Source organism: Streptomyces thermocarboxydovorans (assembly GCF_039524635.1).
Lineage (GTDB): Bacteria > Actinomycetota > Actinomycetes > Streptomycetales > Streptomycetaceae > Streptomyces > Streptomyces thermocarboxydovorans.
In genome coordinates this window covers 17,498-44,051 of the sequence record NZ_BAAAGU010000029.1, presented here as the reverse complement: position 1 = coordinate 44,051, position 26,554 = coordinate 17,498, and the positions used below count along the sequence as shown (strand labels likewise).

Annotated in this window: 22 protein-coding genes and 2 pseudogenes; 9 read left to right on the top strand and 15 right to left on the bottom strand. The window is 73.2% G+C overall.

The genetic code is table 11. From position 1 onward, the window contains the following. Positions 1-234 precede the first annotated feature (234 nt). Both ABD198_RS15330 and ABD198_RS15325 read right to left on the bottom strand, forming a co-directional pair. On the bottom strand, positions 235-735 hold the full coding sequence (locus ABD198_RS15330) for a ribonuclease FAU-1 family protein (protein WP_344001432.1): 501 nt from the start codon (positions 733-735) through the stop codon (positions 235-237). Further along, positions 716-1,645, bottom strand: a complete 930-nt coding sequence (locus tag ABD198_RS15325) for a GNAT family N-acetyltransferase (RefSeq protein WP_344001430.1) — start codon at positions 1,643-1,645, stop codon at positions 716-718. Before ABD198_RS15325 ends, ABD198_RS15330 begins: the two co-directional genes overlap by 20 nt. A 71-nt stretch (positions 1,646-1,716) precedes the next feature. Here ABD198_RS15325 and ABD198_RS15320 point away from each other — a divergent pair, with 71 nt between their 5' ends. Continuing rightward, the gene (locus ABD198_RS15320; protein ID WP_344001428.1) at positions 1,717-2,085 is read left to right on the top strand and encodes a GntR family transcriptional regulator; all 369 of its coding nucleotides are present in this window, start codon (positions 1,717-1,719) and stop codon (positions 2,083-2,085) included. A gap of 209 nt (positions 2,086-2,294) precedes the next feature. On the opposite strand, the gene ABD198_RS15315 is transcribed toward ABD198_RS15320, so the two are convergent. From ABD198_RS15315 to ABD198_RS15295, 5 genes are all read right to left on the bottom strand, one after another. Continuing rightward, complete coding sequence (locus ABD198_RS15315) at positions 2,295-3,065, bottom strand: DUF72 domain-containing protein (RefSeq protein ID WP_344001426.1); 771 nt, start codon at positions 3,063-3,065, stop codon at positions 2,295-2,297. 59 nt (positions 3,066-3,124) lie between these two features. After that, positions 3,125-4,216, bottom strand: a complete 1,092-nt coding sequence (locus ABD198_RS15310) for a DUF5925 domain-containing protein (protein ID WP_344001424.1) — start codon at positions 4,214-4,216, stop codon at positions 3,125-3,127. Between the two features lie 86 nt (positions 4,217-4,302). After that, positions 4,303-5,103 carry a polysaccharide deacetylase family protein gene (locus tag ABD198_RS15305; RefSeq protein WP_344001422.1) on the bottom strand — a complete coding sequence of 267 codons (801 nt, stop codon included), beginning with the start codon at positions 5,101-5,103 and terminating at the stop codon, positions 4,303-4,305. After that, positions 5,096-6,187, bottom strand: coding sequence for a glycosyltransferase family 2 protein (locus tag ABD198_RS15300; RefSeq protein ID WP_344001420.1), 1,092 nt, complete (start codon positions 6,185-6,187; stop codon positions 5,096-5,098). Before ABD198_RS15300 ends, ABD198_RS15305 begins: the two co-directional genes overlap by 8 nt. Beyond that, a complete protein-coding gene (locus ABD198_RS15295) occupies positions 6,184-7,014 on the bottom strand; it encodes a glycosyltransferase family 2 protein (RefSeq protein ID WP_344001419.1) in 831 nt (276 codons plus the stop codon). Before ABD198_RS15295 ends, ABD198_RS15300 begins: the two co-directional genes overlap by 4 nt. 601 nt (positions 7,015-7,615) lie before the next feature. Between ABD198_RS15295 and ABD198_RS15290 the strand changes: the two genes are divergently transcribed. Beyond that, the gene (locus ABD198_RS15290) at positions 7,616-8,422 is read left to right on the top strand and encodes an SGNH/GDSL hydrolase family protein (protein WP_344001417.1); all 807 of its coding nucleotides are present in this window, start codon (positions 7,616-7,618) and stop codon (positions 8,420-8,422) included. Between the two features lie 18 nt (positions 8,423-8,440). Here the strand turns inward: ABD198_RS15290 and ABD198_RS15285 are convergent, their stop codons facing one another. The 4 genes from ABD198_RS15285 to ABD198_RS15270 all read right to left on the bottom strand — a co-directional run bounded on the left by ABD198_RS15285 (position 8,441) and on the right by ABD198_RS15270 (position 15,142). Beyond that, positions 8,441-10,096: a serine/threonine-protein kinase gene (locus ABD198_RS15285; protein ID WP_344001416.1), complete on the bottom strand. Its 1,656-nt coding sequence runs from the start codon at positions 10,094-10,096 to the stop codon at positions 8,441-8,443. Between the two features lie 34 nt (positions 10,097-10,130). Continuing rightward, on the bottom strand, positions 10,131-11,756 hold the full coding sequence (locus tag ABD198_RS15280; protein WP_344001415.1) for a HoxN/HupN/NixA family nickel/cobalt transporter: 1,626 nt from the start codon (positions 11,754-11,756) through the stop codon (positions 10,131-10,133). Then, on the bottom strand, positions 11,753-13,315 hold the full coding sequence (locus ABD198_RS15275; protein WP_344001413.1) for a tetratricopeptide repeat protein: 1,563 nt from the start codon (positions 13,313-13,315) through the stop codon (positions 11,753-11,755). Before ABD198_RS15275 ends, ABD198_RS15280 begins: the two co-directional genes overlap by 4 nt. Positions 13,316-13,609: 294 nt before the next feature. Then, positions 13,610-15,142, bottom strand: a complete 1,533-nt coding sequence (locus ABD198_RS15270) for a DUF4331 domain-containing protein (protein WP_344001411.1) — start codon at positions 15,140-15,142, stop codon at positions 13,610-13,612. A 303-nt stretch (positions 15,143-15,445) separates the two neighbouring features. Here ABD198_RS15270 and ABD198_RS15265 point away from each other — a divergent pair, with 303 nt between their 5' ends. From ABD198_RS15265 to ABD198_RS15255, 3 genes are all read left to right on the top strand, one after another. Beyond that, positions 15,446-15,988, top strand: coding sequence for a sigma-70 family RNA polymerase sigma factor (locus ABD198_RS15265; RefSeq protein ID WP_344001409.1), 543 nt, complete (start codon positions 15,446-15,448; stop codon positions 15,986-15,988). Continuing rightward, the gene (locus ABD198_RS15260; RefSeq protein ID WP_344001407.1) at positions 15,985-16,803 is read left to right on the top strand and encodes an anti-sigma factor; all 819 of its coding nucleotides are present in this window, start codon (positions 15,985-15,987) and stop codon (positions 16,801-16,803) included. The genes ABD198_RS15265 and ABD198_RS15260 overlap by 4 nt, the downstream gene beginning before the upstream one ends. Before the next feature lie 126 nt (positions 16,804-16,929). Continuing rightward, positions 16,930-17,193, top strand: a complete 264-nt coding sequence (locus tag ABD198_RS15255) for a hypothetical protein (protein ID WP_344001405.1) — start codon at positions 16,930-16,932, stop codon at positions 17,191-17,193. Positions 17,194-17,271: 78 nt separating this feature from the next. On the opposite strand, the pseudogene ABD198_RS15250 reads toward ABD198_RS15255, so the two are convergent. The 4 genes and pseudogenes from ABD198_RS15250 to hmgA all read right to left on the bottom strand — a co-directional run. Beyond that, a pseudogene (locus tag ABD198_RS15250) lies at positions 17,272-17,432 on the bottom strand (ABC transporter permease); the annotation flags it as partial. An 8-nt stretch (positions 17,433-17,440) separates the two neighbouring features. Continuing rightward, positions 17,441-18,637: a type ISP restriction/modification enzyme gene (locus ABD198_RS15245; protein WP_344001404.1), complete on the bottom strand. Its 1,197-nt coding sequence runs from the start codon at positions 18,635-18,637 to the stop codon at positions 17,441-17,443. Between the two features lie 26 nt (positions 18,638-18,663). Further along, a complete protein-coding gene (locus tag ABD198_RS15240; protein ID WP_344001402.1) occupies positions 18,664-19,413 on the bottom strand; it encodes a GntR family transcriptional regulator in 750 nt (249 codons plus the stop codon). Positions 19,414-19,474: 61 nt separating this feature from the next. After that, entirely contained in the window at positions 19,475-20,824 is a 1,350-nt protein-coding gene (gene hmgA / locus ABD198_RS15235) for a homogentisate 1,2-dioxygenase (protein WP_344001400.1), read from the bottom strand. A gap of 193 nt (positions 20,825-21,017) precedes the next feature. On the opposite strand from hmgA, the gene ABD198_RS15230 reads away from it, so the two are divergent. From ABD198_RS15230 to ABD198_RS15215, 4 genes and pseudogenes are all read left to right on the top strand, one after another. Further along, complete coding sequence (locus ABD198_RS15230) at positions 21,018-21,707, top strand: hypothetical protein (protein WP_344001398.1); 690 nt, start codon at positions 21,018-21,020, stop codon at positions 21,705-21,707. Further along, positions 21,704-22,321 (top strand): TetR/AcrR family transcriptional regulator, encoded by a 618-nt coding sequence (locus ABD198_RS15225; protein WP_344001396.1) that lies wholly within the window; start codon positions 21,704-21,706, stop codon positions 22,319-22,321. Before ABD198_RS15230 ends, ABD198_RS15225 begins: the two co-directional genes overlap by 4 nt. A 228-nt stretch (positions 22,322-22,549) precedes the next feature. After that, positions 22,550-24,815, top strand: a pseudogene (locus ABD198_RS15220) (molybdopterin oxidoreductase family protein). A gap of 373 nt (positions 24,816-25,188) precedes the next feature. Continuing rightward, complete coding sequence (locus tag ABD198_RS15215) at positions 25,189-26,529, top strand: ABC transporter ATP-binding protein (protein ID WP_344001395.1); 1,341 nt, start codon at positions 25,189-25,191, stop codon at positions 26,527-26,529. Positions 26,530-26,554: the final 25 nt, after the last annotated feature.

Here is a 26,554-nt window from a genome sequence, read left to right as displayed (position 1 = left end):
GAGCCCTGCTCACCCAGGCGGTCGCCGAAGCCGAGGCCCGCTCACCTAGGCGGTCGCCGAAGCCGAGGCCCGCTCACTGCGGCGGACGCCGGAGTCGAGCCCTGCTCACCCAGGCGGTCGCCGAAGCCGAGGCCCGCTCACCTAGGCGGTCGCCGAAGCCGAGGCCCGCTCACCTCGGTGGGAGCCGGAGACGAGGGCCCCGTCACCCCGGCGGGCGCGGCAGCCGAGCCCCCGTCAGGCCAGTAGCGTGCCGAGGCCGCCCGCGCGGGCCAGGGACTCCAGGTCGTCCAGGGCGGCCACGGCCGCTGCCGCCGCCGCCGGATCGGACGCCTCGAGGCCGCTCGCCGCGAACTCGTCCTCGTCGAGCCGCCGTACGTCCGTGCCGTCCGCCGAGCACCACAGGTCCAGGTCGAGATCCTCCACGACCAGCTCCGGGCCGGAGCGGACGGCCGGGCGGGTGATGTCGCAGTAGTGGCCCTTGAGCGTGCCGTCGTGCGCGCGGACCTCCTTCACCGAGTACCAGCGGTCGCGCCAGTAGTACTCGGTGAACACGTCACCGGGCTCGAAGCGGACGAAGCCGAAGTCGCGCACGCCGCCGCCCGCCCAGGGGGCGCGCACGGCGATCCGGCTGCCGTCGTCGGACAGCAGCCGCGCCGGGTAACGGATCTTGGTGCGGCCCGCCTTGACCAGGACGACCTCCACGGCGGGCCCTTCGTCAGCCGAGTTCACGGACATGGCGCACCTCCGTGGCGCAGACCTCGTAGCCCAGCCACTTGTTGACGGTGATCATCGGCTCGTTGCCGGTGTCGTTGCCCGTGAAGGCCTCCGTGCACCCGGCGGCGCGGGCGCGGTGCAGCGAGGCGGTCTTGGCGAGCTTGGCCAGGCCCCGGCCGCGATGGGCGCGGGCGGTGCCGGTCATGGCCGTACCGTACCGGCCGGCACCGTCGGTGTACGCGAGGGTGAAGGCGACCGGGCGGCCGTCCGCCACGGCGACGGTGGTCAGGCCGAGGTCGAGCAGCGGGTGCCGCCAGGTCGCCTCCAGCCAGGCCTCGTAGTCGGTGAGCGCGGTGTCGACGTCGCCCGGCTCGTCCGACGTCACCTCCGCGTCCAGCTCGAACACCGGGCGCGGGTCGCCGGCGAAGTCGGCGCCGCTGCGCAGCTCCATGCCCGGGGGCGGGTCCTGGAGCGGGGGCAGCGTGCCGTTCGCCAGGTCCAGCCGCAGGAAGTAGGCGGAGCGGCTGGGGCGGTAGCCGCGCCGCTCGGCGAAGGCGCGGCCCGCGGGCTCGTCCGGCACCCAGCTGTAGACCTTCCGGACGCCGAGGGCGGCCAGGCGCTCCTCGGCGGTGCGCACCAGCAGGGTGCCCGCGCCGCGCCCGGTCCGCTCCGGGTGCACATAGATGTTGGCGTTGCCCTGGCCGGGCTCGGAGCTGTCGTGGGCGAGGCTGACCTGGGCGGTGCCGGTGATCTCGCCGTCCTCCTCGGCGACGAGCTGGGTGAAGCGGGCGTCCGGGTGCGAGTGCGTCAGGTCGTGCAGCACGGACTCGGGGGTGGACAGCATGAACGGAACGGCGAGGCGGCGGACGCGGGAGAAGCCCTCGGCGTCGGCGCGTACCTCGGGTCGCAGATCGCGCACGATGACAGTCATGACGGCGCACGCTACGAGCAACCGGCCGGGCCGCGCCTCTCATTTTCCGTCCGGTGCGGGAGAATCGGGGCGTGAGCCTGAAGATCCGCATCGACGACAGTGCGCCGCCCTATGAGCAGGTGCGGGCGCAGATCTCCGAGCAGGCGCGGTCCGGAGCGCTGCCGGTGGGGTACCGGCTGCCGACGGTCCGGGGGCTGGCCCAGACGCTCGGCCTCGCGGCCAACACCGTGGCCAAGGCGTACCGGGCGCTGGAGGCGGACGGGGTCATCGAGACGCGGGGGCGCAACGGGACGGTGATCGCCGCCGCGGGCTCGGCGGCCCAGCGGGAGGCGGCGTCGGCCGCCCAGGCGTTCGCCGAGCGGGTGAAGCGGCTGGGGCTGACCGAGGACGAGGCACTGGCCGCGGTCCGGGACGCCCTGCGTGCGACCTACGGGGAGTAGCCCCTGCGGGCGACCGGCGGGAGTGGCCCCTGCGGGCGACCTGCGGGGAGTGGCCCCTGCGGGCGACCGGCGGGAGTAGCCTCCGCGGGCGACCGGCGGGAGTGGCCCCTGCAGGCGACCGGCGGGGAGCAGCCCCTGCGGGCGACCTGCGGGGAGTGGCCCCTGCGCGCGACCCTGCGGGGTTGCCGGAGCGGACCCGCCCGGTGCGCTCAGGCGTGGGCGACCTGCTCCGGGGTCCGGGTCACGTCCAGTCCCGCCGACCTCGCCGCCCGCCCGAACGCCACCGCGTCCCGCACCGCCGCCCCGCCCGGGTCGTTGTTGAAGTAGGCGTAGACGTCCTCCCCGGAGGTCCAGGTCGTCGCGATGCGGTCCACCCAGGTGTGCAGAGCTTGGCGCCCGTAGTGCGGCCACGGGCGGGCACGGCCCTGGTGGAAGCGGACGTAGCCCCAGTCGGCGGTGCGCCACAGCGGGGTCGCGGGGCGGGAGAGGATGTCCGCCCAGCACAGCGCCGCCCCCCGGGCCTGAAGGACCTCGCGCACCCGAGGCGTCCACCACGACTCGTGCCGGGGCTCCACCGCGACCCGCGCCGAGGCGGGGAAGCAGCGCAGACAGGCGTCCAGCAGGCCGGGGTCGGCGCGCAGCGTGGGCGGGAGCTGCAGCAGGACCGGGCCGAGCCGGTCGCCCAGCCCGGCCGCGTGGCTCATCAGCCGTTCGACCGGCTCCTCGGGGTCCCGCAGCCGCTTGATGTGGGTGAGGTAGCGGCTCGCCTTGACCGCGACCACGAAGCCCGGCGGGGTGCGCTCCCGCCAGGCCGCGAAGGTCTCCGTGGACGGCAGCCGGTAGAAGGCGTTGTTGATCTCGACAGTGGCGAAGCGCGCCGCGTACTCCTCCAGCCAGAGCCGCATCGGCACCCCCGCCGGGTACAGCACCTCGCGCCAGTCCCGGTACTGCCAGCCCGACGTCCCGACGAACACGGTCATACGACCATCAAACACCCGCCGCTCCACCGGGACAGCCCGGGCCCTGCAGATTCCGGGTTCTACAGGTACAGCCCGGCGTCCGTGTCCCCGCGGGGCTCCGGCAGCGCCGTCGGCGAGGTGCCCCGGCGCAGCGCGTACAGCTCGGCCAGCGTGGCGCCCTCCCGGCCGATGCCGTCCTCGCGGCCCAGCCAGTTCACCGCCTCGCGGCGGGTCAGCGGCCCCACCTCGATCCGGGCCAGGCACCGGCCGGGCCGGACCACCGCCGGGTGCAGCCGCTCCAGGTCCTCGTTGGTGGTGACCCCCACCAGCACATTGCGGCCCTGGCCGAGCAGCCCGTCGGTGAGGTTGAGCAGGCGGGACAGCGCCTGGCCGGCGGTGTGCTTGGCCTCGCCGCGGATCAGCTCGTCGCAGTCCTCCAGCAGCAGCCGCCAGCGGCCCTTGCCCGCCGGGTCGTCCTCGCCGATGGCGATGTCCATCAGATAGCCCACGTCGGAGAAGAGCCGCTCGGGGTCGAGCACGCAGTCCACCTGGCACCAGTCCCGCCAGGACCGGGCGAGCGTGCGCAGCGCGGAGGTCTTGCCGGTGCCCGGCGGGCCGTGCAGCAGGAGCAGCCGGCCGGAGATGTCCTCGGGGGTGGTCTTCATCAGGCGGTCCATCGCGTCCGCCACCGGCGCGGTGTAGTTGCCGCGCACCTCCTCCCAGGTGCCCGCCGTGATCTGCCGGGTGGTGCGGTGCGGGCCGCGCCGCGGGGAGACGTACCAGAAGCCCATGGTGACGTTCTCCGGCTGCGGCTCCGGTTCGTCCGCCGCGCCGTCGGTGGCCTCGTCCAGCACCTTCGCGGCCAGCTCCGCGCTGGTCGCCGTGACCGTGACGTCGGCGCCCCGGTTCCAGCGGGAGACCAGCAGTGTCCAGCCGTCCCCCTCGGCCAGCGTGGCGCTGCGGTCGTCGTCCCGGGCGACCCGCAGCACCCGCGCCGACGCCGGCAGCAGGGTCGCGCCGGAGCGGACCCGGTCGATGTTGACGGAGTGCGAGAACGGCTGCTCGCCGGTCGCGAAGCGGCCGAGGAACAGCGCGTCGACGACATCGGCCGGGGAGTCGCTGTCGTCGACGGTGAGCCGGATCGGCAGGGCGTCGTGCGGGTGCGCGGACATGCCGCCATGATCGGGCACACGGGGCGCGCGTGCACCCGGTTTCCCGGGCACACGCGCAGGGCCGCCCGTTTGCCCGCTCCCGCCGTTCAGTTCAGGGCCCGCGCCACCGCCCGGCGCGCCTGCCGGGCCCGGCGGACCACGGCGTACCCCTTGGTCAGCGCGCGGTCCGGGGCGAAGGTGCGCCCGATCGCCCGCCCCTGGACCAGCCGCTCGAACTCGGCGGTGGTGGTGCTCCGGCGCACCGTCACCCGCCGCAGCGCGTACGGCCCCTGCGCGCGCCGGGCGAGGTCGTTGCCCACGGCGAGCGCCTGGGCGTACCCGGCCTCCCGCACCGCCTCGCGCACCCGGCGGCTGGAGTAGCCGTAGGGGTACGCGAAGGAGGCGGGTGCGCGGCCGAGCTGGTCCGAGACGATCTCCTTGCACAGGATCAGCTCGGAGCGCAGCGCCCGGTCGTCGAGCTGGTCCAGCTGCGGGTGGGAGTGGCTGTGCCCGCCGATCTCCACGCCCGCCTCCGCCAGTTCGCGCACCTGGTCCCAGTCCAGCATGGTGTCCAGGCCGCCGCCGGTGTCGTACGGGCCGCGCAGCCAGCCCGTGGAGACGAACAGGGTGGCTATGAAGCCGTGCTTGGCGAGCACGGGCAGGGCGTGCCGGTGCACGCCCTCGTAGCCGTCGTCGAAGGTGACCAGCACCGGGCGCGGGGGCAGCGGGCGGCCCGTGCGCCAGCAGGCGGCCAGCTCCGCCGTGGTGACGGGGGTGAGCCGCTGCTCGGCGAGCACCCCCATCTGCTCGGCGAACGCCTGCGGGGAGACGGACAGCGCACGGGTCGCGTCATTGGGGTCGGTGGCGACCGAGTGGTACATGAGGATCGGCACGCGCACGTCATCCATGTGCGTCACCGCCCCGGTCACCGCCGGCCCTGCGGTCCGCGCCGGCCCTGCGGTCCGCGTCGGCCCTGCGGTCCGCGCCAGCCGCGTCGGCCCTTTCGATGTCCGCCACGGAGAACGTCACCGCGCCCGGCCGCGCCCGCAGGCTGCCCACCGCATAGCCGGCCGCGGCCGTGAGCACCCCGGCGACGATGGCTCCGGCGCGTCCCGCGCCGCCGGGGCGGCCCAGCAGGGCGTCGCGCAGTCCCCGCGCCACCCCGGCCGGCAGCACGCGGGTGGTGTAGCGGCGCTCGGACTCCAGGCCCTTGTCCGCCCCGACACTGCGCGCCACCAGGGCTTTTGACAGACCCTCGGCATAGGTGCGGGTGCGGAAGTAGCGGAAGTGCTCGCGTGCCTCGGGCACCCGGTGGTGGATCACCGCCCGGTCGTCGATCAGCAGCACGGCGTCCGGGCAGGCGCGGCTGAGCCGGATGCACAGCTCCGTCTCCTCCCCGCCCAGCGGGCGCTTGCTGCCGTCCCGTCCGATGCCGGTGGCGAAGCCGCCGGCATGGTCGAAGGCGCTGCGCCGGAAGGAGGCGTTGCCGCCGAGGACGTTGCGCACCCGGACGCGGCCGGGCGGCAGGCCCCGGTAGGTGCAGCCCACCACCCAGTCGAACTCCTCGGGGAACCAGTCGGGGCGCCGGCCCGACGCCCAGATCGGTTCGGTGCGGCCGCCGACCGCCATCACCCGCGGATCGGCGTAGGCCTCGGCCAGGTACTTCAGCCAGTCGCGTTCGGCGACGGCGTCGTCGTCCAGGAACGCCACGATCTCGCCGCGGGCGGCGGCGATCCCGGTGTTGCGCCCGGCGGACAGGCCGCGCGGGCCCGCGTTGGCGAGCACCCGCACGACGGTGCCGTCCTGAGGATCCTTGAACTCCTTGCCCAGCCGGTCCAGGAGAGCCGGGTTGTGGTCGACGACCAGCAGCGTCTCCAGGGCCGGGCGTGACTGCGCGCGCACCGAGGCGACCGCCGCGAGGACGTCCTCGAAGCGGTCCTCGGTGTAGGCGCAGATCACGACCGAGATGCCGGGCGTCCCGGGCTCGCTCAAGACACCTTCTCCCGCACCGTCTCCAGCAGCGGCGAGTGGTGGCCGCGGCGGCGCAGCGCACGCCGGTTGGAGCGCTCCTTGAGGATCACCTTGAGCACCCGCAGACCGTCGCGCACGGCGCGCAGATTGCTGGTGCCGTGGATGCGCAGATACTCGTGGCTCGGGATCTCCTGCACCTTCAGGCCCGCCTTGACGACCCGGATGTTCATCAGGGTCTCCACCTCGAAGCCGGTGCAGTCCAGCTCGATCTTGTCCAGGCAGTGCCGCCAGAACGCGTTGTATCCGTAGCAGAGGTCGGTGTAGCGGGCGCCGAACTTCCGGTTGACGATGGCGCAGAGCACCCGGTTGCCGAGCTTGCGGATGAAGGTCATGTCGTCGGTGCCGCCGCCGTTGGCGAACCGGGACCCCTTGGCGAAGTCCGCGCCGGAGACCAGGGCGGAGACATAGCTGACGATCTCGTTGCCGTCGGCCGAGCCGTCGGCGTCGACCATCACGATGATGTCCCCGGTGCAGGCCTGGAAACCGCTGATCAGGGCGTCACCCTTGCCCTTGCCGCGCTGCTCGACCACCTTGACCCCCGGCCACAGCTCGCGGGCCACCTCGACGGTGTTGTCGGTGGAGTTGCCGTCGACCAGCACCACCTCGTGGATCCAGTCGGGCAGCGTCTTGAAGACGTACGGCAGGTTCTCCGCCTCGTTCATGGCCGGTATGACCACGCTGACCGGCGGCGCTATCGCCAGATGCGAGGAGACTGGCCGGTACTTTCCCGAGGTCGACGGATCATTGTCGTCCTGATCCGTGGCCGCGGGCTGCAGAACTGAGCTCATGAGTCTGGTCCCTCTCGTCCGGTGGACCGCCCGCCCCTGGGCAGCCCGGCTCTTCTTCCGGTTCGAAAGGGGGGTTCTCACCCGTGGCATGACGGCACGGAGCTCCGTGCACGCCGGGTGAGCTGGCAAATCTGGCCGGCTGCGGAATGGCAGCCAGCCGCGCGGCACGGCTCGTTCACGGTTGCGATCACGAGCACGGCACCCCCCTACCGCGCCCCGCGCCGGCCCGTCGCGCCCCTGAGCCCTCCCCTGGAGTCGCGTACTGACGCACCGGTACGGGTGAGATGTATGACGGTATTGACGATTGAACCCGTATGGCAAGACCTGGAACGTGCCTCACCTTTTTGATGGTTTGGCCATGGGTCGGGCTTCAATGTGGCTCAGCCGCTCAGAGGGGGTCAAGGTCCGAACGGCCCTACGTCCGGAATTCGTCCGTACTTCAACCGGTGCCGTTCGCGGGTGATCCGCGCCTTACCACAGAATCCGTGAAGAAGTCGCGGAGTTCCTGGAAATAGTCCAAAGGTCTTGGCATGGACACTTCCTGTCAACACGCGTAGTTGCTACGACGGTTGCGGCAGAGATCCTGCTAAAGGGAGGTTCCATGAGACGTTCCCGACTTGTCCTCTTTCTGAGCTCACTCCTCCTCACCGCCGCCACCGCCCTCACCGGGGCCACCACGGCACACGCGTCCCAACTGGCCGCGAACAGCGGCTATGTAGCCCTCGGTGACTCCTACTCCTCCGGTGTCGGAGCCGGCAGCTACATCTCCTCCAGCGGCGACTGCAAGCGCAGCACGAAGGCCTATCCGTACCTCTGGGCCGCCGCCAACTCACCCGCCAGCTTCACCTTCACGGCCTGCTCGGGCGCCCGGACGGGTGATGTTCTCAGCGGTCAGCTCGGCCCGCTCAGCAGCACCACCGGTCTCGTCTCCATCAGCGTCGGCGGCAACGACGCAGGTTTCGCCGACGTCATGACGACCTGTGTGCTCCAGTCCGAGAGCACCTGCCTGTCCCGGATCGCCACCGCGCGGTCCTACGTCGACTCCACGCTCCCCGGCCTGCTCGACAACGTCTACTCGGCCATCCGCAGCAAGGCACCCAACGCCCGGGTCGTCGTCCTCGGCTACCCGCGCTTCTACAAGCTCGGCACCACCTGCGTCGGCCTCTCCGAGACCAAGCGGAAGGCGATCAACGACGGCGCCGACCACCTCAACAACACCATCGCCCAGCGCGCCCGCGCCCACGGCTTCACCTTCGGCGACGTGCGCACCACCTTCACCGGCCACGAGCTGTGCTCCGGCAGCCCCTGGCTGCACAGCGTGAACTGGCTCAACATCGGCGAGTCGTACCACCCCAAGGCGGCCGGCCAGTCCGGCGGCTACCTGCCGGTGCTCAACGGCGCCGCCTGACCCGGACGCGCCCGCCGCTCAGGGCGCGGCCACCGAACCGGAAGGAGAAGGGGAGGCCCCGCCCGTCGGGGTCTCCGTCTCGCACGTCACCGAGAACGGCACCTTCTGCGACGTCAGCCGCACCGGATCGCGCACCTCCACACCGATCGCGCTCTGCAGCGTGCCCGTCTCCGAATACGTCGTCACCACCACCGTGTCCCGCTTGGTCTGACCGCCGCCCTCCGGGAACGACAGCGTGCGCCACCCCGTGTCGTCCACCGCGCCGCCCTCGGCCACCCAGCGGTAGCTCACCTCGGCCGGCAGCCGGCCCACCGTGAACGTCGCCGTGAACGACGGTGCCTCGGCGCTCGGCGGGGGACAGGTCCCCGAGTACTCGGTGCGCTCCCCGTGCACCGTCACCCGCACCGTCTGCGCAGGCTCACTGGTCCGCTCCGACTCGCTCGGCGTCGGCGAGGTCGGCGGACCCGAGGTCCGCGGGTTCTCGCGGCGCTCCTCCTCGTCACCGGTCTGCGCGGGCGTGCTCACCTCGGTACCGGTGCCGGCCTCGCCCCCGCCGCCTCCGTCGCCGCGGTTCATCAGCCCGTACGTCAGCGCCGCCAGCGCCAGGACCAGCACGGTCACGCCCGCGATCAGCGCGATCCGGGAGCGGCGGGAGTGCTCCGGCTCCTGCCGGGTGACCTGGGCGGTGCCGTCCGGCACACCCGGGCCCGGCATCGCAGGCGTGGCACCGGCACTGCGGTGGGCCTGCGGACCCGTGGGCGGGCCCGGCTGCGGGGCCGCCACCGTCGGGGCGTACGGGTCCGGGCCCGCCGGAGCCGCGTGCGGCGAGCCTCCCTCGCCGATCACCCGCAGATCCGCCAGCGCCTGACCCGCCGACAGCCGCTCCGCCGGATCCTTGCGCAGCAGCCCCTCGATCACCGGGGTGAGCGGACCGGCCCGGCGCGGCGGCGGCAGTTCCTCGTCCACGATCGCCCGCAGCGTGCTCAGCGGGGTGTCCTGACGGAACGGCGAATGGCCCTCGACCGCCGCGTACAGCAGCACCCCGAGCGACCACAGATCCGACTCGGGGCCCGGGGTGCGGCCCAGCGCCCGCTCCGGGGCGAGGAACTCCGGCGAGCCGACGACCTCGCCGGTCATGGTCAGCGCGGAGCTGCCCTCGACCATGGCGATGCCGAAGTCGGTGAGCACGATCCGGCCGTCGTTCGAGATCAGCACATTGGCAGGCTTCACATCCCGGTGCAGCACCCCGGCCGAGTGCGCCGCCCGCAGCGCCGCCAGCACCTCCGCGCCGATGTGCGCGGCGCGCTGCGGGGAGAGCGGACCCTCGGCGTCCAGCACCTCGGCGAGGGACAGGCCGCGGATCAGCTCCATGACGATCCACGGACGCCCCTCCTCCATCGCCACGTCGTACACCGTCACCACATGGCGGTCGGCGACCCGGGCCGCCGCCCACGCCTCCCGCTCCAGCCGGGCGTACATCCGCTCCACATCGGATGCCGGCAGCCCCGCCGGGGCGCGCACCTCCTTGACGGCGACCTCGCGGTGCAGCACCTCGTCGCGGGCCCGCCAGACCGTGCCCATACCGCCCTCGCCGAGTGGCGACAGCAGGCGGTAACGGCCCGCGATCACCCGCTCCTGGCCCGGTTCTTCGGACACGGCGCCCCCATTTCGCATCCGGGCGAATCTTCCCGTACCTGATGAAAGTAGCTCAGCCGAGAGCGGATGCGGCCCCCCTGAACACCAAACCCGCCCCGAGAGCCACCACGACGAACGCCGAGCCCAGCGGGGCGGCGCGGCGCGCGAAGGCGGCCAGCGGGCTCCTCGTCCAGCGGGGGCGGCGCGCCAGCAGCCGGGCCGCACCGCTGCCCGCCTTCACCACGGCGTACCCGGCGGCGGTGAGGGTGAGGGCCAGTCCCACGCCGTACGCCACGACCAGCAGCAGCCCGAACCAGGCCTGGCCGAGCGCGGCGGCGCCGACGAGCACCACGACGGCCGAGGGGCTCGGCACCAGCCCCCCGGCGAAGCCGAGCAGGATGGTGCCGCGCAGGGTGGGAGCGACCGCGTGGGTGTGGGTGCGGCCGCCGTGGGTGTGCGTCAGGGAGTGGGACGGGTGCTCGTGCGCCGCGCCGTGGTCGTGCGGGTGGGAGTGCGGGTGCGCGGGGTCGTCGTGTCCGTGTCCGTGGTCGTCGGGGTGGGCGTGGGTGTGCTCGTGGCCGGGGTGGGGTCCGTCCGGGTGCTCGTGGGTGTGCCCGTGTCGGGGCGCGTGAGAGTGGCCGGGTGAGCCGGGCCGGTTGCGCAGGGCCCGGCGCACCAGGCTCGCGCCCGCCAGGGTGACCAGGACGCCGCTGGCGATGCCGAGCCAGGCGATCACCGAGGGGGCGGCCACCGAGCCTGCCGTCACCAGCAGGCCCAGGGCGACCACGCCGAGGGTGTGCGTGATCGTCACCGAGGCCGCCATGGGCAGCACGTCCCGGAGGCGGGCCCGGCCTCCGCGTGCCGCCGCCGTCGCGGCCATCAGCGTCTTTCCGTGCCCCGGTGCCAGCGCGTGCATCGCGCCCAGGAACACGGCGATCAGCAGGGCGAGGGCGGCGAAGCCCGCGGTGAGATCGTGCCGGGCGACCAGATCGTCGAGGGCGCGGGTCCACCGGTCGGCCCCGCGCGGCAGCACGGAGGAGGCGGGAGCCTCGCCGCCCTCCTCGGCCAGCGCGGGCCCGCCGGGACGCACCCGCAGGCTCGCGCTCACGGTGTCGGCGGGGGAGGACAGCAACTCCTCCGGATACCGGGTAAGTTCACGGGACACCGAGTTCTCCGGCACGTCCGAGGCGGTGAGCGTCATCCGGTCGCCGCGCGCCGTGATCTCCCGCCAGCCCGGCCCCGAGGAGGCGCCGGCGCCCCGGAACCCGACCGCCACCGTCTCGCCCTCGGGGAGCGGCGCGGTCAGCCCGCACTCCACCCGCAGGGTGTCCAGCCCGGCCTGCCCCGGCCGGACCCGCGCCCGGCTGCTGGTGACGGTGACCGGCACCTTCCGCCCGTCGACCCGGACCTCGCTGTCTCCGGCGGCTGCCGCGCAGCGCTCCCGGGCCCAGCGGTCGATGCCCAGCCGCTCGACGTCCGGACCGGCCTGGGTGGCCGGGATCTCGGCCAGGTCCTCCACATGGTGGACGCGGAGTTCGCCGGGCGCGGCCACCAGGCCGTCGTAGCGGTTGACGGTGAAGTTGCCGAGCGGATGCGCGCTCGCCGCCGGGGCCGGGACCAGGACGAGCGCACAGGCGGCGGTGAGCACGGCGGAGCCGGCGGCGAGCGCACGGCGGAGGCTCGAAGGGCGGAGGATCAACGCGCCGCCTCCGGATCCTTGAGGTCCTTCAGATCCTTTCGGTCTTTCAGATCCTTCAGGTCCTTCAGCGCGGCCCGTGCCTCGCGGGCGCCCAGCGGTGAGAAGCCCGGGTTGAGCTCCAGGGCCGCCTTCAGCGAGGCGCGGGCGGCCTCGTGGTGGCCGGTGGCGCGCTCGATCATGCCGCGGTGGTAGAGGAAGACGGCGTTGCGGTACCCGGTCGCCGTGGCCCGGCGGGCGTGGGCGAGGGCCTCGTTGTCGCGGCCGTTGACGTGCAGCGCCCAGGCGAGCGCGTCCTCGGTGTGCACGGTGCGCCGGCGCTCCCACTCCGCTCGGGCCGCGCGCAGCGCCTGGGCGGGATCGCCGTGATCGGCGAGGGCCAGCGCGGTGTCCAGGTCGGCGTTGACCCCTCCGGCCCGGGCGAGCGAGGTCCAGGCGTCGACCAGGGCGTACTGGTCCCGTGCCTTGGCCCGGTCGCCGTCGCCGCCCCGGGCCTCGTACAGCTCGCCGAGGGCCACCAGCGGCCCCGGCAGCGGGGAGCGGGCGACGACCTGCTCCAGCGTCCGGATCGCCCCGGCGCGGTCACCGTTCGCCGCCTGGGCGCGGGCGCGGCCCTCCAACGCGGGCAGATGACCGTCGTCGGCGGCGAGCGCCCGTCCGTAGTGCCGCAGCGCGGCCTTGTAGTCGCCCTGGTTCCAGGCCAGTTGACCGAGCGCCGTCGCCACGTAGGCCACGTCCGCGGGCGAGGACGCCGACTTCAGCGCCTGCTGCAGCACCCGGCGCGCGATGCCCACGTCGCCGCGCAGCTCCTGCACATACGCGTACCGGGTGAACACCGGGACCCCCGGCCTGCGGTCGTCGGCGATGTCGGCCGCCTCGGCGGCGTCCTGGTACCGGCCGAGCTCGACCAGCGCGTCGATCCGGGTGCACAGCGCGCGTTCGCTGTAGGGGTTCCGCTTCAGGGCCTGCTCCGCGTGCTTCAGCGCCCCGGGGAAGTCGTGCCGCGCGGCGGCCAGCGCGGCGCGTGCGCTGAGCGCCTGGTCGTTGCCGGGTGACACGGCGAGGGAGCGTTTGATCGCCCGTTCCGCCTGGGGGTAGCGCGAGGGGTCGCCCTTGATCCGCGCCTGCTCGACGTAGGCGAGGCCCAGGGTCGCCCATCCGGTGAAGTCCCGCGGCTGGGCCCGCAGATGGGCCTGCAGGGAACGGATGCCCGCGTCGAGATCACCGGTGAGCGCAGTGGGGGCGAAATCACCGGCGGGAGCGGCGTCGGACCCGGCCGGGGCGTCCTGGCGAACGCCGCCGACCGCCACGGCTCCTGCGGTCATGGCGACGGCCAGCAGCGCGGCGCACGAGGCGAGATGCAGGCCGCGGGAGCGCCGCGCGCTGGCCGCGAACCGGCGGAAGGCGCGGACGCGAGTCGCCTGGGGAGGGGAGTCGGCGGCGGGTGCGTCTGCCGAGCCGGTCACCGGGCCCTCGCCCGCCGGCGGATGGGCGGTGTCGGGGGCGGACGGCCCGGTGGGCTCGGCCTTCTCCTGAGCGCTGTCCGTCGTGCGCGGAGGCATGCCCTCTCCTCGTTCGGTGTGCGGTCGCTGGGGCGTGGGGGTGCGGGGGTCGAGTGGGGGTGTGGCGGGCGTGGGGGTGCGGGGGTCGAGTGGGGGTGTGGCGGGCGTGGGGCTGGGTGGGTTGTGGGGTGTGGGGGGTGTGGGGCACGGCCCGTGCCGTGGGGGATGAGTGGGGAACGGGCCGTGCCGGTCGGGGACGGGTGCTCACCCGCGGGGTAGTACGTCCGTCCGCGGGTGGGTGCTCACCCGCGCGGTAGTACGTCCGTCCGCGGGTGGGTGCTCACCCGAGGCCGGTCAGTACGCCCGGCCGCGCATCCGGCGCCACCACGCGAGGGCCAGGCCGATCAGCAGGATGCCGCCGGCTCCCGCGCCCGCGGACGCGGCGATCAGCGTGGTGTTGCCGGAGCCCTCGGCCGCGGCGGGCCGCAGTGCGTCACCCAGCTGGCTGCGCACGTCGTTGCCGCTCTTCACACCCTCGGCCAGCGGGCCGCGTGACCCCTCCGTGGGGTTGGCCAGGTACGGGAAGGACGCGCCGAACTTCTTGTCGTTGGCGTCGACCGCGTCGCCCAGGTCGTTCTTCGCGCCGACGAGTTCGCCCTCGACCACCTGGAGCGCGGCGTCGATCACGTCGTCCGTCAGCCGGCGCCCGTTCGGGAAGCCCGCGTTGTCGCCGTCCAGCACGCCCAGCCGCTTGGGCTTGTCCGTGGGCTCGATCGAGGTGTTGAGGCGCAGCATCTCCGAAGGGGTGACGTGCGGCGGCTGGTTGAGGTCCTTCACGCCCTTGAGGAACACGTCGACCAGGTCGTTGCGCGGCTCCTTCGGCGCGGGGATCTTGTAGATCCCCTCGATGAGCTTCGGCAGCTCCGGGTTGGTCACGTTCTTCAGGAACTGCGCGTCGTCCCGCGGCGTGGAGGCGTTGAAGGTGTCCTTGTCCTTCAGCGGGTTGACGACCTCGTTCACCAGCGGGTTGCCCAGGCGCGAGACCTGCTTGAAGTGACCCTTGGCGTTCTTGCGCTGCGTGGTCGACCAGATGCCGACGACCGGCTGCTCGTGCGACTCGGTGATGTGGCTGGTGGGCACCTGCAGGGCGATCGAGTTGACGTTGTAGCCCTTGAGGGTGTCGTTGCCGACCTCGGAGAGATTGCCTCCGTACAGCAGGTCGAAGACGCGCAGGTCCAGGAAGAACGGGTCGTCCGCCTGCCCGGCGAACGTCGTCACCCCGCCCGCCAGTTCGTGGATCGCCTCCTTGCGCAGCTTGTCGTAGTCCGGCATCGACGCCTTGCCGACGTTGGACGGCGCCACCGGAACGTCGTCGGCGATCTTGGTCCTGGACTCGGCCTTGAGATGACGCAGCTTGATCATCTCGAGGTCGTAGGTCTGCGTGATGTTGAGGTCCGGGTCGTCGAGGCTCTCGACCGGCCCGGTGTTGTAGAGGAACGTCTTGTCGTTCTTGGTGTGCGTCTTGAACGTGTACCGGAAGACGAGGTCTTCCTGTGCGTCCCCGTTCTTGTCGATGCGCAGGTCGTACTGGGCGTCCTCGGCGAAGGTGAAGAAGTTCGGCCCGCCGGCCGGCTCCTCGAAGGGGATCCAGTTCGCGATGATCGTCGTGGTGTCCGGCTTGTCGGGACTGACGAAGGCGTACAGGTCCGTGTTGTCGTACTGCGGGGTGCCCGAGATCAGCGGGGCCTCCCGGTGGCTGGAGGCGGAGGCCGCCCCCGGTTCCAGCGTGGTCACACCGGCGGCTGCGAGCCCCCCGGCGGCCAGCGCACCACTGATCAGGGTCGCGAGGCTCCTGCGTCCCACGCCCGTCCTGGAGTTAGGTGTCATGCGGTCCGTCCTCGGTGCCGACTTGCCTTACACCCCTCGATTCGGAGCCCGGGGCGGGCCGGATTGGTCGAATTTCCCAACGCCTTCTCGCGCGTCCGCGGCGTTGGATCCCTGAGCCGGGAGCTGGTGGCACGCCCCCCTGCCCGGCTCCCCGCACCTGTCGCCGCGTCAATCCCTGTTTTTCTCCTGCTCGACCCGCGTTTTCGGCCCGCCGATCCGTAAACCCATCCGGAGGCGCGCTCGCCGCGAATGCCTCATGACGTTCGGGTGGCCCGGAGGGGCCGGAAGAGGGGGGGAGGCCCGTTGGAAGCGGACGAGCTTCTGGTGCGAGTGGCCGGAGGTGACCACAAGGCGTTCGAGGAGCTGTACGGGCTGGTGTCCGGACCGGTGTACGGGCTGGTGCGGCGGGTGGTGCGCGATCCCGCGCAGTCGGAGGAGGTGTCGCAGGAAGTGCTGCTCGAACTCTGGCGTTCGGCCGCGCGGTTCGATCCCGGCCGGGGCAGCGCCCTGACCTGGGTGCTGACTCTGGCCCACCGCCGGGCGGTCGACCGGGTGCGCAGCGCCCGTGCCGCCGGTGAGCGCGAGCAGCGGGAGGCGCGGCGGGCCGAGGGCCCCGCCTTCGACCAGGTGGCCGAGGAGGTCGAGGCGGGGCTGGAGCGCGAATGGGTGCGCCGCTGCCTGAACCGGCTCACCGCGCTGCAGCGCCAGTCGGTCACCCTCGCCTACTACGAGGGGTACACCTACCGGGAGGTCGCCGAACGGCTGCGCCTGCCGCTGGGTACGGTCAAGACGCGGATGCGCGACGGGCTCACCCGCCTCCGCGACTGCCTGGGAGGTGCGGCATGACGCTCTTCGGCCGGCTGCTGGGGCGCGGGGACGTGCACTCCCTCGCCGCTCCCTACGCGCTGGACGCGCTCGACCCCGCCGAGCGCGTCAAGTTCGAGAAGCATCTGAAGTCCTGCGACCGCTGCGCCGCCGAGGTGCGCGATCTGGCCGAGGACACCGTCCGCCTCGCCTGGTCCACGGCCGTGCCCGCACCGGACGCCCTGCGCGAGCGGGTGCTGTCGGCCATCCACAGCATCCCGCAGGAGCCCGCACCGCAGCGCTCCGGATCCGCGCGCGAGGCTCAGCTCCCGCCGTACGTCTGGGGCACCCAGCCCCCGCCCCGCCCGCGGGAGCGGCGGCGCCTTGTGCTGCTGGTGCCGCTGGCCACGGTCACCTCCGCGGCGGCCCTGGTCGTCGCCGCCCTGTTCGGCGTGCAGGCCGAGCGGACCCAGGACCGACTCGACGCCGAGCGGGACCGGGCACGTGAGATCGCGCACGTTCTCTCCGCCCCGGACGCCCGTGCGAGCACCGGACGGGACGAACGGGGACGAACGATCGGAGTGATCGCTTCCGCGTCGGAGGAGAGCGCGATCGTCACCCTGGGCGGCTACGGCGAGCCCCCGGGCGGGCGCGTGCACCAGTTGTGGCTCATGCGCCCTGGCGCGCAACCGCGCTCCCTCGGCCTCTTCGAGGGCGACACGCCCGTGGTGGCGACCGGACTGGAAACCTCCGGGACGTCACTCGCCGTGACCGTCGAACCTGACGGAGGGTCACCGCAACCCACTACCCAGCCCATTGCACAACTCGCCCTGAAAACAGTTGGATTCGGAGAGTAATCGCCGAGTGTTCGTCAACACCCTTATGGGGAAGGTGAATCCTGTGACCTCGATACACGAGTGCCGGGATGGGGCGATAGGGTTACCCTGCCCGGGCTGGGTGGACTCGTACGGGTGGGGAGTGACATGGAACGGATAACAGTGCGCAGCAGGGCCAGGGTCCCTGCGATCACCTGCGGGAGCGGTGCGAGCAGTTCGCGCCTGGACCGGCATCTGTCGGTGCTGGCGGGACCCGCCGTGCCGCAGCGCGACACGGCGGAGGCCACCACGCTGATGCGTGAGCTGACCGCGCGTGACCGCGGCGCCCGGGGTGCCCGCGCCCGTGCCAGCCGGGTCTCGCTGTTCGCCCCTCTGCGCCGTCTGCGCCGCACCCTGTTCGGCGGCCACTGACCCACACATCACCGCACGCCGGCGCCCCCGGTCCCACCCGGCAGCACACCGGGGGCCCGCCGGAAACTCTCCAGGACCTCACCGCTGCCCGTGCGCGTACTGCCGTACGGCCAGCGGCACGAACACCGCGAGCAGGACCGCGCACCAGCCCAGCGACCCCGCCACGGGATGCGCCACCGGCCAGGCCGCGCCCTCGGGCACCCCGCGTTCCCGAACAGCTCGCGTGCTGCCGTCACCACCCTCCGGTTCAGATCAGCGCGAGCTGGCCCTCCGGGCCCTCCTCCTGGGTGTCCAGGACGGAGGCGGGACGGCTGGCCGAGGGCGGGGGCGGCAGGACTCCGGCCATGTGCAGGTCGGTGGCGGTCACCGGGTCGGGGACCGTCAAGGCGGCCTGCCGGGGGCGGAGTTCCGCCAGCAGGGCCAGGACCGTGATCAGCTCCAGGAGCTCCGAGGTCCAGGTCTGCGGCCAGGCCGGCGGGCGGATCGCGGCCAGGGTGCCCGGTTCGGCCGGGGCCGTGCGGGCGGTGAACCACTGCTCCAGGACGCGGGTGCCGCCCAGCTCGAAGTCCCAGGCCGCCGCCGGCACCGGCGCGATGCGGCCCTCGTCGAGGTGCAGGCTCTCCTCGTCCCGGTCGTAGTGCAGGGTCAGCGGACGGGACGGCAGCGGTGCGCGGACGTACGGGCGGCGCCCGCCGGGAAGCTTCGGACGCTCCCCGTCGCGCCGCATCAGCCACAGCATCCGGCGGCCGACCGCCACACCCCGCGCCCAGGCCTCCGCGTCCCCGGTGAGCGGCACGGCGAGCCCGCCGGGCGACGGGCGGGCCACGGCCAGGGTCCAGGCGAGGACGTCGAGCGGGCCGGCCTCCCGGCCGTGACGGTCGGTGAGGTGGGCGAGCAGGCCGGGGGCGAGATTGGGCTCCCGGCCGCCGGGCCGCCGGTAGAGGGGACGGACGCGGCCGGGGCGCAGCAGGGGGAGGAGGGAGGTGGCGACGAGGGGAGGGCCCGAGTCGGCTCCGGCGTCGGCCGGGGTGCGCCCGGCGGCGCCCGTCTCCAGCAGGAAGATCTGGTGGGCGTCGGCCACCCGCCACAGCTCCGGGCGGGCCGCGTCTATCAGCCGGTGGTCGGGGATCAGCCACTGCTCGTCGAACGGGGCATACAGGACGCGGACCGGGTCCGGGCACGGGCCGGCCGCGCGGGCCAGGCGCTCCGTGCCGCCGCCCGAGCCCGGCAGCCGGCCGACCGCCGTGTGCAGGGTGCGTGCGCGGGTCGGCTGGAGAAGTGCCTCGCGGTCGGGTCCCTCGGCCTCGACCAGCGCCGCCCAACGGGCCTTCAGGGACGCCGCGTCGGGGCCCGCCGGCCAGGCCCGGCCGAGCCGGGGCGGTGCGACGGACCACGGCATCAGATCCGCCAGCAGCGGAGCGTCGTCGTGCGTCACGCAGGGCATCGTACGACCTGGCACCGACGGCCGGGTCAGGTGGCGTCCAGGGTGACCGTGAAGGAGAAGCGGTCGCCCCGGTAGTTGATGACGGCCACGTCCAGCGGGCGTCCGCCGGTGTCGTAGGTGATGCCGGTGTAGTGCAGGATCGGGCTCAGCAGCGGGACCTCCAGCAGCCGGGCGGTCTCCGGGTCCGCGAGCCGTGCCTCCACGGTGTCGGTGATGCGGCTGATGTCCACCCCGACCACGTCCCGCAGCACCTTGGTCATGGGCCAGCGCACCAGATCGTCCAGGTCGATGTGCTCGGCCAGTTCGGGGCGGACGTAGTTGCGGGCGTGGTTGGTGGGCTCCCCGGTCTTCTCGTCGCTGCGCAGCCGGTGGTACGTCGCCACCTCGGTCAGGTCCGGGAAGTGCTCGGCGAGTTCCGCCGGCACCGGGGCGGGGCCGTGCTCCAGCAGCTCGGTGGTCATCCCGGACTGCTGGGCCACGATGGCGTCCACCGAGCCCAGCAGCCGCACCGGGGACCCCCTGCGGGCGCCGGGCTCGATGAACGTGCCCCGCCGCCGGTGCCGGGAGATCAGCCCCTCGTCCTCCAGCTCCTTCAGCGCCTGCCGCATGGTCAGCACGCTCACGCCGTAGTGCCCCGCCAGCTGCTCCTCGGTGGGCAGCCGCAGCGGGTCCTGCGGCGAGCGGCCGAGGATCGAGGCGCGCAGTGATTGCGACACCTGATACCAGAGCGGCAGCTTGCGGTTCAGGACGATCGAATCCGGAGCGAAGGAGGTCACGGGCTATCCGTACCGGTCGGGAACGCTCAGTGCAATCGGTGGACGGAAGAGGCGTGCGGCATCACTGCTCCCTGAAGTGACGTTCGAAGCCTTCCCAGACGGCGTCGTACCGCTCCTGGACGTGCTCCGCGCGCGCCGCCTGCGGCGTCAGGATCACCGGCCAGCGCGTCTCGAACATGAACGCCAGGCCGTCGTCGATCTTCTGCGGCTTCAGCTCCGCGTTGCTCGCCCGCTCGAAGGTCTCCCGGTCCGGGCCGTGCGCCGACATCATGTTGTGCAGCGAGCCGCCGCCCGGCACGAAGCCCTCGGCCTTCGCGTCGTAGGCACCCTCGATCAGGCCCATGTACTCGCTCATCACGTTCCGGTGGAAGTACGGCGGCCGGAAGGTGTCCTCGCCCACCAGCCAGCGCGGAGCGAACACCACGAAGTCCACCCCGGCCAGCCCGGGGGTGTCGCTCGGCGAGGTCAGCACCGTGAAGATCGACGGGTCCGGGTGGTCGTAGGAGATGGTGCCCAGCACATTGAAACGGCGCAGGTCATAGATGTACGGCACATAGTTGCCGTGCCAGGCGACCACATCCAGCGGGGAGTGGCCGTAGGTCGCCGACCACAGGTTGCCGCAGAACTTGTTCACCACCTCCACCGGGCCCTCGACGTCCTCGTACGCCGCGACCGGCGCCTGGAAGTCCCGTGCGTTCGCCAGCCCGTTGGCGCCGATCGGGCCGAGGTCGGGCAGGCGGAAGGCGGCGCCGTAGTTCTCGCAGACGTAGCCACGGGCCGTGCTGTCCAGCAGCTCGACCCGGAAGCGGACGCCGCGGGGGATCAGCGCGATGTGCCCCGGCTCGGCGTGCAGCAGGCCGAACTCGGTGCGCAGCAGCAGCCCGCCGCGCTCCGGGACGATCAGCAGCTCGCCGTCCGCGTTGCTGAAGACGCGCTTCATGGAGGCGTTGGCGTGATACAGGTGCACGGCCATGCCGGTGCGCTGGGTGACGTCCCCGTTGCCGCCCAGGGTCCACAGGCCGGCCAGGAAGTCCGTGTCCGGTCCGGGCTCGGGCAGCGGGTCCCAGCGCAGCCGGTTGGGGTCCGGCGCGGTCTGGTTGAACGGGGCGGTGCGCAGCGTGCCGTTGCCGGTGCGGGTGAACGCCGGGTGGGCGGCCGACGGGCGGATCCGGTACAGCCAGGAGCGGCGGTTGACGGCCCGCGGCTCGGTGAAGGCCGTACCGCTCAGCTGCTCCGCGTACAGGCCGAGCGGAGCGCGCTGCGGCGAGTTCCGTCCCACGGGCAGGGCGCCCGGCACGGCCTCCGAGCTGTGCTCGTTGCCGAAGCCGGACAGATAGGTCAGCGCCTCGGCGACCTTGCGCGCCTCGTCGCGCTCCGACTCGCCCGCCCGGGCGGTGCCCCCATCACTCATCTTCGCTGCTCCCTTGCGGCGCGGATTGATTCCTATGCATCACCGTAGGATTGCGGTTTCCCCGGCGCAAGAGGGCCGCGCGGACCGATGTGCGTAGAGGGGGGACGTAATCCTCTCGGTCCTCTCGGCGGATGACCCCGAACCCGACTCCAGGTGGATCCGCGGGCTCGCACCGCTGTTCTACGGTCCTGGCATGTCCAGGACGCGGAGCCTGATCGCCGCGCTCGCGGTCTGCGCGGTCACCGTGGCCGGGGCCACGGGCTGCGCCTCCCGTGACGCCCCGGAGTCGGACGCGGTCTCGCCCTCGCCGGTGGGCAAGCTGCTGGAGGACCGCGACCCGGACGGGCGGCCCTACCGCGAGGTGGACGAGCAGGACGCCCCCGAGGTCCGCGTCGAGGTCACCCCCGACCCCGACGGCGGCTGGGACGTACGCCTCACCCTGCGCAACTTCCGCTTCTCGCCCCAGGGGGCGCCGAAGCGGGCGGAGGCCGGCCGCGGACTGGCGCACCTCTACGTCGACGACCGCCTCGTCGCCCGGCTGCGCACCGCCGAGCACCATCTGTCCGCCCGGATGCTGCCGCGCGGCACCCACCAGGTCACCGCCCGCCTCTACGCCGACGACGGCTCGGGGTGGGCCGTCGACGGGGAGCCGGTGGAGAGCACCGCCGACGTCACCGTCTCGGAGCCGGCCCCGGGCCCGGCCGGCACGCCGGCGGGGGAGAGCGGAGGGAACGGCAGCCCGCCGGAGGACAGCGGCGGGGGCGGCACCCCTGCGGAGGACGGCGGCGGGAACGGCACCCCGCCGGAGGACAGCGGCGGGAAGGGCGCCCCGGCCGCGGGCGGAGGGCGAGGTTCACCGGCCGGTGGCGAACAGGCATCATGAGGGCCGTGTCCCATGTGACCTCTCTCCGCCGTGCCCCCGTGCAGCGGCGCAGCGCCGAACGGCTGGCCAGGATCCTGGACGCCTGCGCCGACCTCCTCGACGAGGTCGGCTACGACGACCTGAGCACCCGCGCCGTCGCCCAGCGGGCCGGTGTGCCCATCGGCTCCGTCTACCGCTTCTTCGGCAACAAGCGGCAGATGGCGGACGCCCTGGCCCAGCGCAACCTGGAGCGCTTCACCGCACGGGTCACCGACCGCCTCAAGGGCGCCGGGGACCGCGGCTGGCGCCATGCCATGGACGTCGTGATCGGCGAGTACCTGGACATGAAGCGCACCGCCCCCGGCTTCTCCCTGGTCGACTTCGGCAACCAGATACCGGTGGGCACCGAGCGCACCGAGCCCAACCACCGCGTCGCCGACCGCCTCACCGACCTGCTCTCCGCCCACCTCGGCCGCACCGCCGACGAGAACCTGCGCCGCACCGTCCTGATCGCCGTCGAGACCGCCGACGGCCTCATCCAGCTCGCCTTCCGGCTGTCGCCCGAAGGGGACGAGAAGGTCATCGAGGAGCTGCGGGAGATGCTGCGGGCCTACCTCGCCCGCGTGCTGGACTGAGCCGTCCCCGCCCGGCTGCATGACCCTGACCGTTCCGGCCTTAAGGCCCTGATCGTTCCGGCCGTAGGACCCTGACCGTTCCGGCCGTAGGACCCTGATCGTTCCGGCTGGACCGACCCGCCCGGCTCGCAAGCCGGCCGGGTTCGCGCGCCGAAACCCCTCCCCTCCATGCCTACCGGTCGGTATGCTCGGTCCGTCCGAGTGCCGCCGCCGTACCCGGGAGGACCCGTGTGCCGCACCGCTCTGCGCATCTGCCCCCTGTGCGAGGCCACCTGCGGCCTGACGCTCACCATCGAGGACGGCAGGGTCACCCGAGCCCGCGGCGACCGCGAGGACGTGTTCAGCAAGGGCTTCATCTGCCCCAAGGGCGCTGCCTTCCCGGAACTGGACAACGACCCCGACCGGCTGCGCACCCCCCTCGTCCGCGACGGAGGCGAGCTGCGCGAGGCCACCTGGGAGGAGGCGTTCGACGCGGTCGCCGCCGGCCTCCGGCCCGTCGCCGGGCGATACGGCGCGAACTCGGTGGGCGTGGTCCTCGGGCAACCCCAATGTGCACACCATGGCGGGCGCCCTCTACCCGCCCCTGCTGGTCGCCGGGCTCGGCACCCGCAGCCTGTTCACCGCTTCCACCGTCGACCAGATGCCCAAGCACGTCTCCAGCGGGCTGCTCTTCGGCGACGCCAACGCCATCCCCGTCCCCGACCTGGACCGCACCGACCACCTCCTGCTGATCGGCGCCAACCCGCTGGAGTCCAACGGCAGTCTGTGCACCGCCCCGGACTTCCCCGGCCGCCTCAAGGCGCTCAAGGCCCGCGGCGGCACCCTCACCGTCGTCGACCCGCGCCGCACCCGCACCGCCCGCCTCGCCGACCGGCACATCGCGGTCCGCCCCGGCACGGACGCCCTGCTGCTCGCGGCGATGGCGCACACGCTCCTCGACGAAGGGCTCGCCGACCCGGGCCCGCTCACCCCGCACCTGGACGGTCTCGGCGAACTCCGCGACGCCCTGCGGGACTTCACCCCCGAGGCCGCCGCCGCGGCCTGCGACGTCGACGCGGACACCATCCGCACCCTCGCCCGCGAACTCGCCGCCGCCCCCACCGCCGCCGTCTACGGCCGCATCGGCAGCTGCACCGTCCCGCACGGCACGCTCGCCTCCTGGCTGGTCGACGTCCTCAACATCCTCACCGGCAACCTCGACCGGCCCGGCGGCGCCCTCTTCCCGCTGTCGGCCACCGACAAGACCCCGCGCCCCGCCGGACCCGGCCGCGGATTCGCCCTCGGTCGCTGGCACTCACGCGTCTCCCGCCACCCCGAGGCCAAGTCCGAACTGCCGCTGCCGGCCCTCGCCGAGGAGATCGACACCGTCACCGACGAGGGCGAACCGATCCGCGCCCTGATCGTGGTCGCCGCCAACCCGGTGCTCTCCGCACCCGACGGCAACCGCCTCGACAAGGCCCTCGGCTCGCTCGACTTCATGGTGAGCGTCGACCCCTACCTCAACGAGACCTCCCGCCACGCCCACGTGGTGCTGCCGCCGCCCCCGCCCTCGCAGAGCCCGCACTACGACTTCGCCTTCAACACCCTCGCGGTCCGCAACCAGGTCCGCTACACCCGCCCCGCCGTCCCCCTGGAGCCCGGCCGCATGGCCGAGACGGAGATCCTGGCCCGGCTGGTCCTCGCCGCCACCGGCATGCACGGCGCCGACCCGTCCGCCGTGGACGACATGGTGATCGACCAGACCCTCGGCAAGGCCGTGAACGACCCCGTCTCCCCGGTGCACGGCCGCGACCCGAAGGAACTCGCGGGCCTGCTGACCGGCGCCGACGGCCCCGAGCGGCGCCTGGACATGATGCTGCGCCTCGGCCCCTACGGCGACGGCTTCGGCGCCCGCCCCGACGGACTCCACCTCGCCCGGCTGCTGGAGCACCCGCACGGCATCGACCTCGGCCCGCTGCGCCCGAGGCTGCCGCAGCCGCTGAAGACCCGCAGCGGCAAGGTGGAGCTGCTGCCCGCACCGATCGCCGCCGACCTGCCCCGGCTGCGCACCGCCCTCCACGAGCGCGCCGAGGGACTCGTCCTCGTCGGCCGCCGCCATCTGCGGTCCAACAACAGCTGGCTGCACAACGTGCCCGCCCTCACCGGCGGCTCCAACCGCTGCACCCTGCACCTGCACCCCGACGACGCCGAGCGCCTCGGCATCACCGACGGACAGCCGGTGCGGATCACCGGCGCCGGGGGAGCGGTGACCGCGCCCGCCGAGATCACCGACGCGGTGCGCAAGGGCGTGGTGAGCCTCCCGCACGGCTGGGGCCACGACCGCCCCGGCACCCGGCTGCGGCACGCCGCCGGCGACCCCGGAGCCAACGTCAACCAGCTCCTCGACGGCACCCGGCTGGACCCGCTGTCCGGCAACGCCGTCCTCAACGGCATACCGGTCGAGGTGGCCCCGGCGGAGGCCGAGACGACCGAAAAGCTCGAGGCGCTGACCTGAGCAAAGCCCTGACCAGCAGTTTTGCGCTTACTGCTCGCGGGTCAACGTCTTGTTGACGCCGTTCAGCGGTACCTAACGTCGTCGCACCGCCGGCCCTGGTGGAGTTCACTGCCGCACGCCTCGCTGACCCGACCGCGCCGCCGGGCCGCCGACGCCCTGCTGAGAGGACGATTGAGAGGACGACTGAGAGGACGACTGGTTCCACCCGGTCCGTCGTCTCAACAGGCGGACGGGGGCGCCGAGATCTCGTCACGTGTCTTCCCCGTTCCGGCCACAATCCGTTAGCTTCCGTGACTCAAACGCCCCGTACTACCCGGACGAGGCGTCAGAACCGCGGAGCACCAGCGCCTAGTGAGCCCCCGGGGGCACCCTCATGACACGCGCCATCTCCCTGCACGACGTGAGCAAGTCCTACACGCGAGGCGTCCGCGTGGTGGAGCACCTCTCCCTCGACATCGCCCCTGGCGAGTTCCTCGTCCTGCTCGGCCCGTCCGGCTGCGGCAAGTCCACCGTGCTGCGGATGATCGCCGGCCTGGAGACCATCGACGAGGGTCACCTCTTCCTCGACGGCGAGCTGAGCAACGATCTGCCCCCGTCGGAGCGGGACATGGCGATGGTGTTCCAGAACTTCGCCCTCTACCCGCGGATGACCAGCCGGGACAACATCAGCTTCCCGCTGCGCATCGAGGCCCCCGGCGAGGACCCGGGCCCGCGCGTGGACGCCACCGCGCGCATGCTGGGCATCGAGGACATCCTCGACCGCTTCCCCGCCCAGCTCTCCGGCGGCGAACGGCAGCGGGTCGCCATGGGCCGGGCCATCGCCCGCCACCCCTCCGCCTTCCTGATGGACGAGCCGCTGTCCAACCTGGACGCCAAGCTCCGCAACCATCTGCGTGCCGAGATCTCCACGCTCACCCGCAAGCTGGGTGTCACCACCGTCTACGTCACCCACGACCAGGCCGAGGCGATGTCCCTCGGCGACCGGGTCGCCGTGCTGCGCGGCGGGGTGCTCCAGCAGGTCGGCAGCCCGCGCACGGTGTACGCGCTGCCGAAGAACGTCTTCGTCGCCGCGTTCATCGGCACCCCGCGCATCAACCTGCTGCGCGGCCTGATCCGCGCCCCGCTCGACGGCGCCATGAGCATCAGCCTCGGCAAGCAGTTCCTGCGGCTGCCCGAACCGCTGTCCCTGGACCACCAGCTGCTCCGGGTCCAGCAGGGCCGCGAGGTCATCGTGGGCCTGCGTTCCGAGGCGGTCCGGATCGCCAAGCCCAGCGCCGCCCGCCCCGGCGAGGTGCCGCTCACCGGGCTGGTGGAGCACCTGGAGTTCCAGGGGCACGAGGTCCTCGTCCACTTCAACACCGGCTCCAGCCCCGCCGTCGTCCCGGAACTGGAGGCCCCGCGCCCGCGGCCCGGCCGCACCGACCGGCGGCGCCGCCGCGACGGCACGGTCCTGGAGCGGCTGCGCGAGCGCGCGGTGGCGCTGCGCTCATCAGGCGTGGCCACCCTGGAGCGGCCACCGGAGCCGGAACCGCCGTCCTCCGCGGTCGAGCCGCGCCTGCCCGGCGATCTGATCGTCCGCACCACCCCCGACATCCGCCTGCAGCACGGCATGCAGGTCCCGCTCCTGGTCGACCTCGCCCATCTGTTCGTCTTCGACCAGCACGGCGAACGCATCTGCCCCAGCCCGTCGCGGCTGCCGGATCTGGAGGAGTGAGGGCGCAGGACCTCTCCGGGGCGCG

What these genes read in the sequence shown, in the direction of transcription:
- ABD198_RS15330 (WP_344001432.1), bottom strand. Translation starts at nt 735, where the DNA reads ATGTCCGTGAACTCGGCTGACGAAGGGCCCGCCGTGGAGGTCGTCCTG.
- ABD198_RS15325 (WP_344001430.1), bottom strand. Translation starts at nt 1,645, where the DNA reads ATGACTGTCATCGTGCGCGATCTGCGACCCGAGGTACGCGCCGACGCC.
- ABD198_RS15315 (WP_344001426.1), bottom strand. Translation starts at nt 3,065, where the DNA reads ATGACCGTGTTCGTCGGGACGTCGGGCTGGCAGTACCGGGACTGGCGC.
- ABD198_RS15310 (WP_344001424.1), bottom strand. Translation starts at nt 4,216, where the DNA reads ATGTCCGCGCACCCGCACGACGCCCTGCCGATCCGGCTCACCGTCGAC.
- ABD198_RS15305 (WP_344001422.1), bottom strand. Translation starts at nt 5,103, where the DNA reads ATGGATGACGTGCGCGTGCCGATCCTCATGTACCACTCGGTCGCCACC.
- ABD198_RS15295 (WP_344001419.1), bottom strand. Translation starts at nt 7,014, where the DNA reads ATGAGCTCAGTTCTGCAGCCCGCGGCCACGGATCAGGACGACAATGAT.
- ABD198_RS15290 (WP_344001417.1), top strand. Translation starts at nt 7,616, where the DNA reads ATGAGACGTTCCCGACTTGTCCTCTTTCTGAGCTCACTCCTCCTCACC.
- ABD198_RS15285 (WP_344001416.1), bottom strand. Translation starts at nt 10,096, where the DNA reads ATGCGAAATGGGGGCGCCGTGTCCGAAGAACCGGGCCAGGAGCGGGTG.
- ABD198_RS15275 (WP_344001413.1), bottom strand. Translation starts at nt 13,315, where the DNA reads ATGCCTCCGCGCACGACGGACAGCGCTCAGGAGAAGGCCGAGCCCACC.
- ABD198_RS15270 (WP_344001411.1), bottom strand. Translation starts at nt 15,142, where the DNA reads ATGACACCTAACTCCAGGACGGGCGTGGGACGCAGGAGCCTCGCGACC.
- ABD198_RS15260 (WP_344001407.1), top strand. Translation starts at nt 15,985, where the DNA reads ATGACGCTCTTCGGCCGGCTGCTGGGGCGCGGGGACGTGCACTCCCTC.
- ABD198_RS15255 (WP_344001405.1), top strand. Translation starts at nt 16,930, where the DNA reads ATGGAACGGATAACAGTGCGCAGCAGGGCCAGGGTCCCTGCGATCACC.
- ABD198_RS15245 (WP_344001404.1), bottom strand. Translation starts at nt 18,637, where the DNA reads ATGCCCTGCGTGACGCACGACGACGCTCCGCTGCTGGCGGATCTGATG.
- hmgA (WP_344001400.1), bottom strand. Translation starts at nt 20,824, where the DNA reads ATGAGTGATGGGGGCACCGCCCGGGCGGGCGAGTCGGAGCGCGACGAG.
- ABD198_RS15230 (WP_344001398.1), top strand. Translation starts at nt 21,018, where the DNA reads ATGTCCAGGACGCGGAGCCTGATCGCCGCGCTCGCGGTCTGCGCGGTC.
- ABD198_RS15225 (WP_344001396.1), top strand. Translation starts at nt 21,704, where the DNA reads ATGAGGGCCGTGTCCCATGTGACCTCTCTCCGCCGTGCCCCCGTGCAG.
- ABD198_RS15215 (WP_344001395.1), top strand. Translation starts at nt 25,189, where the DNA reads ATGACACGCGCCATCTCCCTGCACGACGTGAGCAAGTCCTACACGCGA.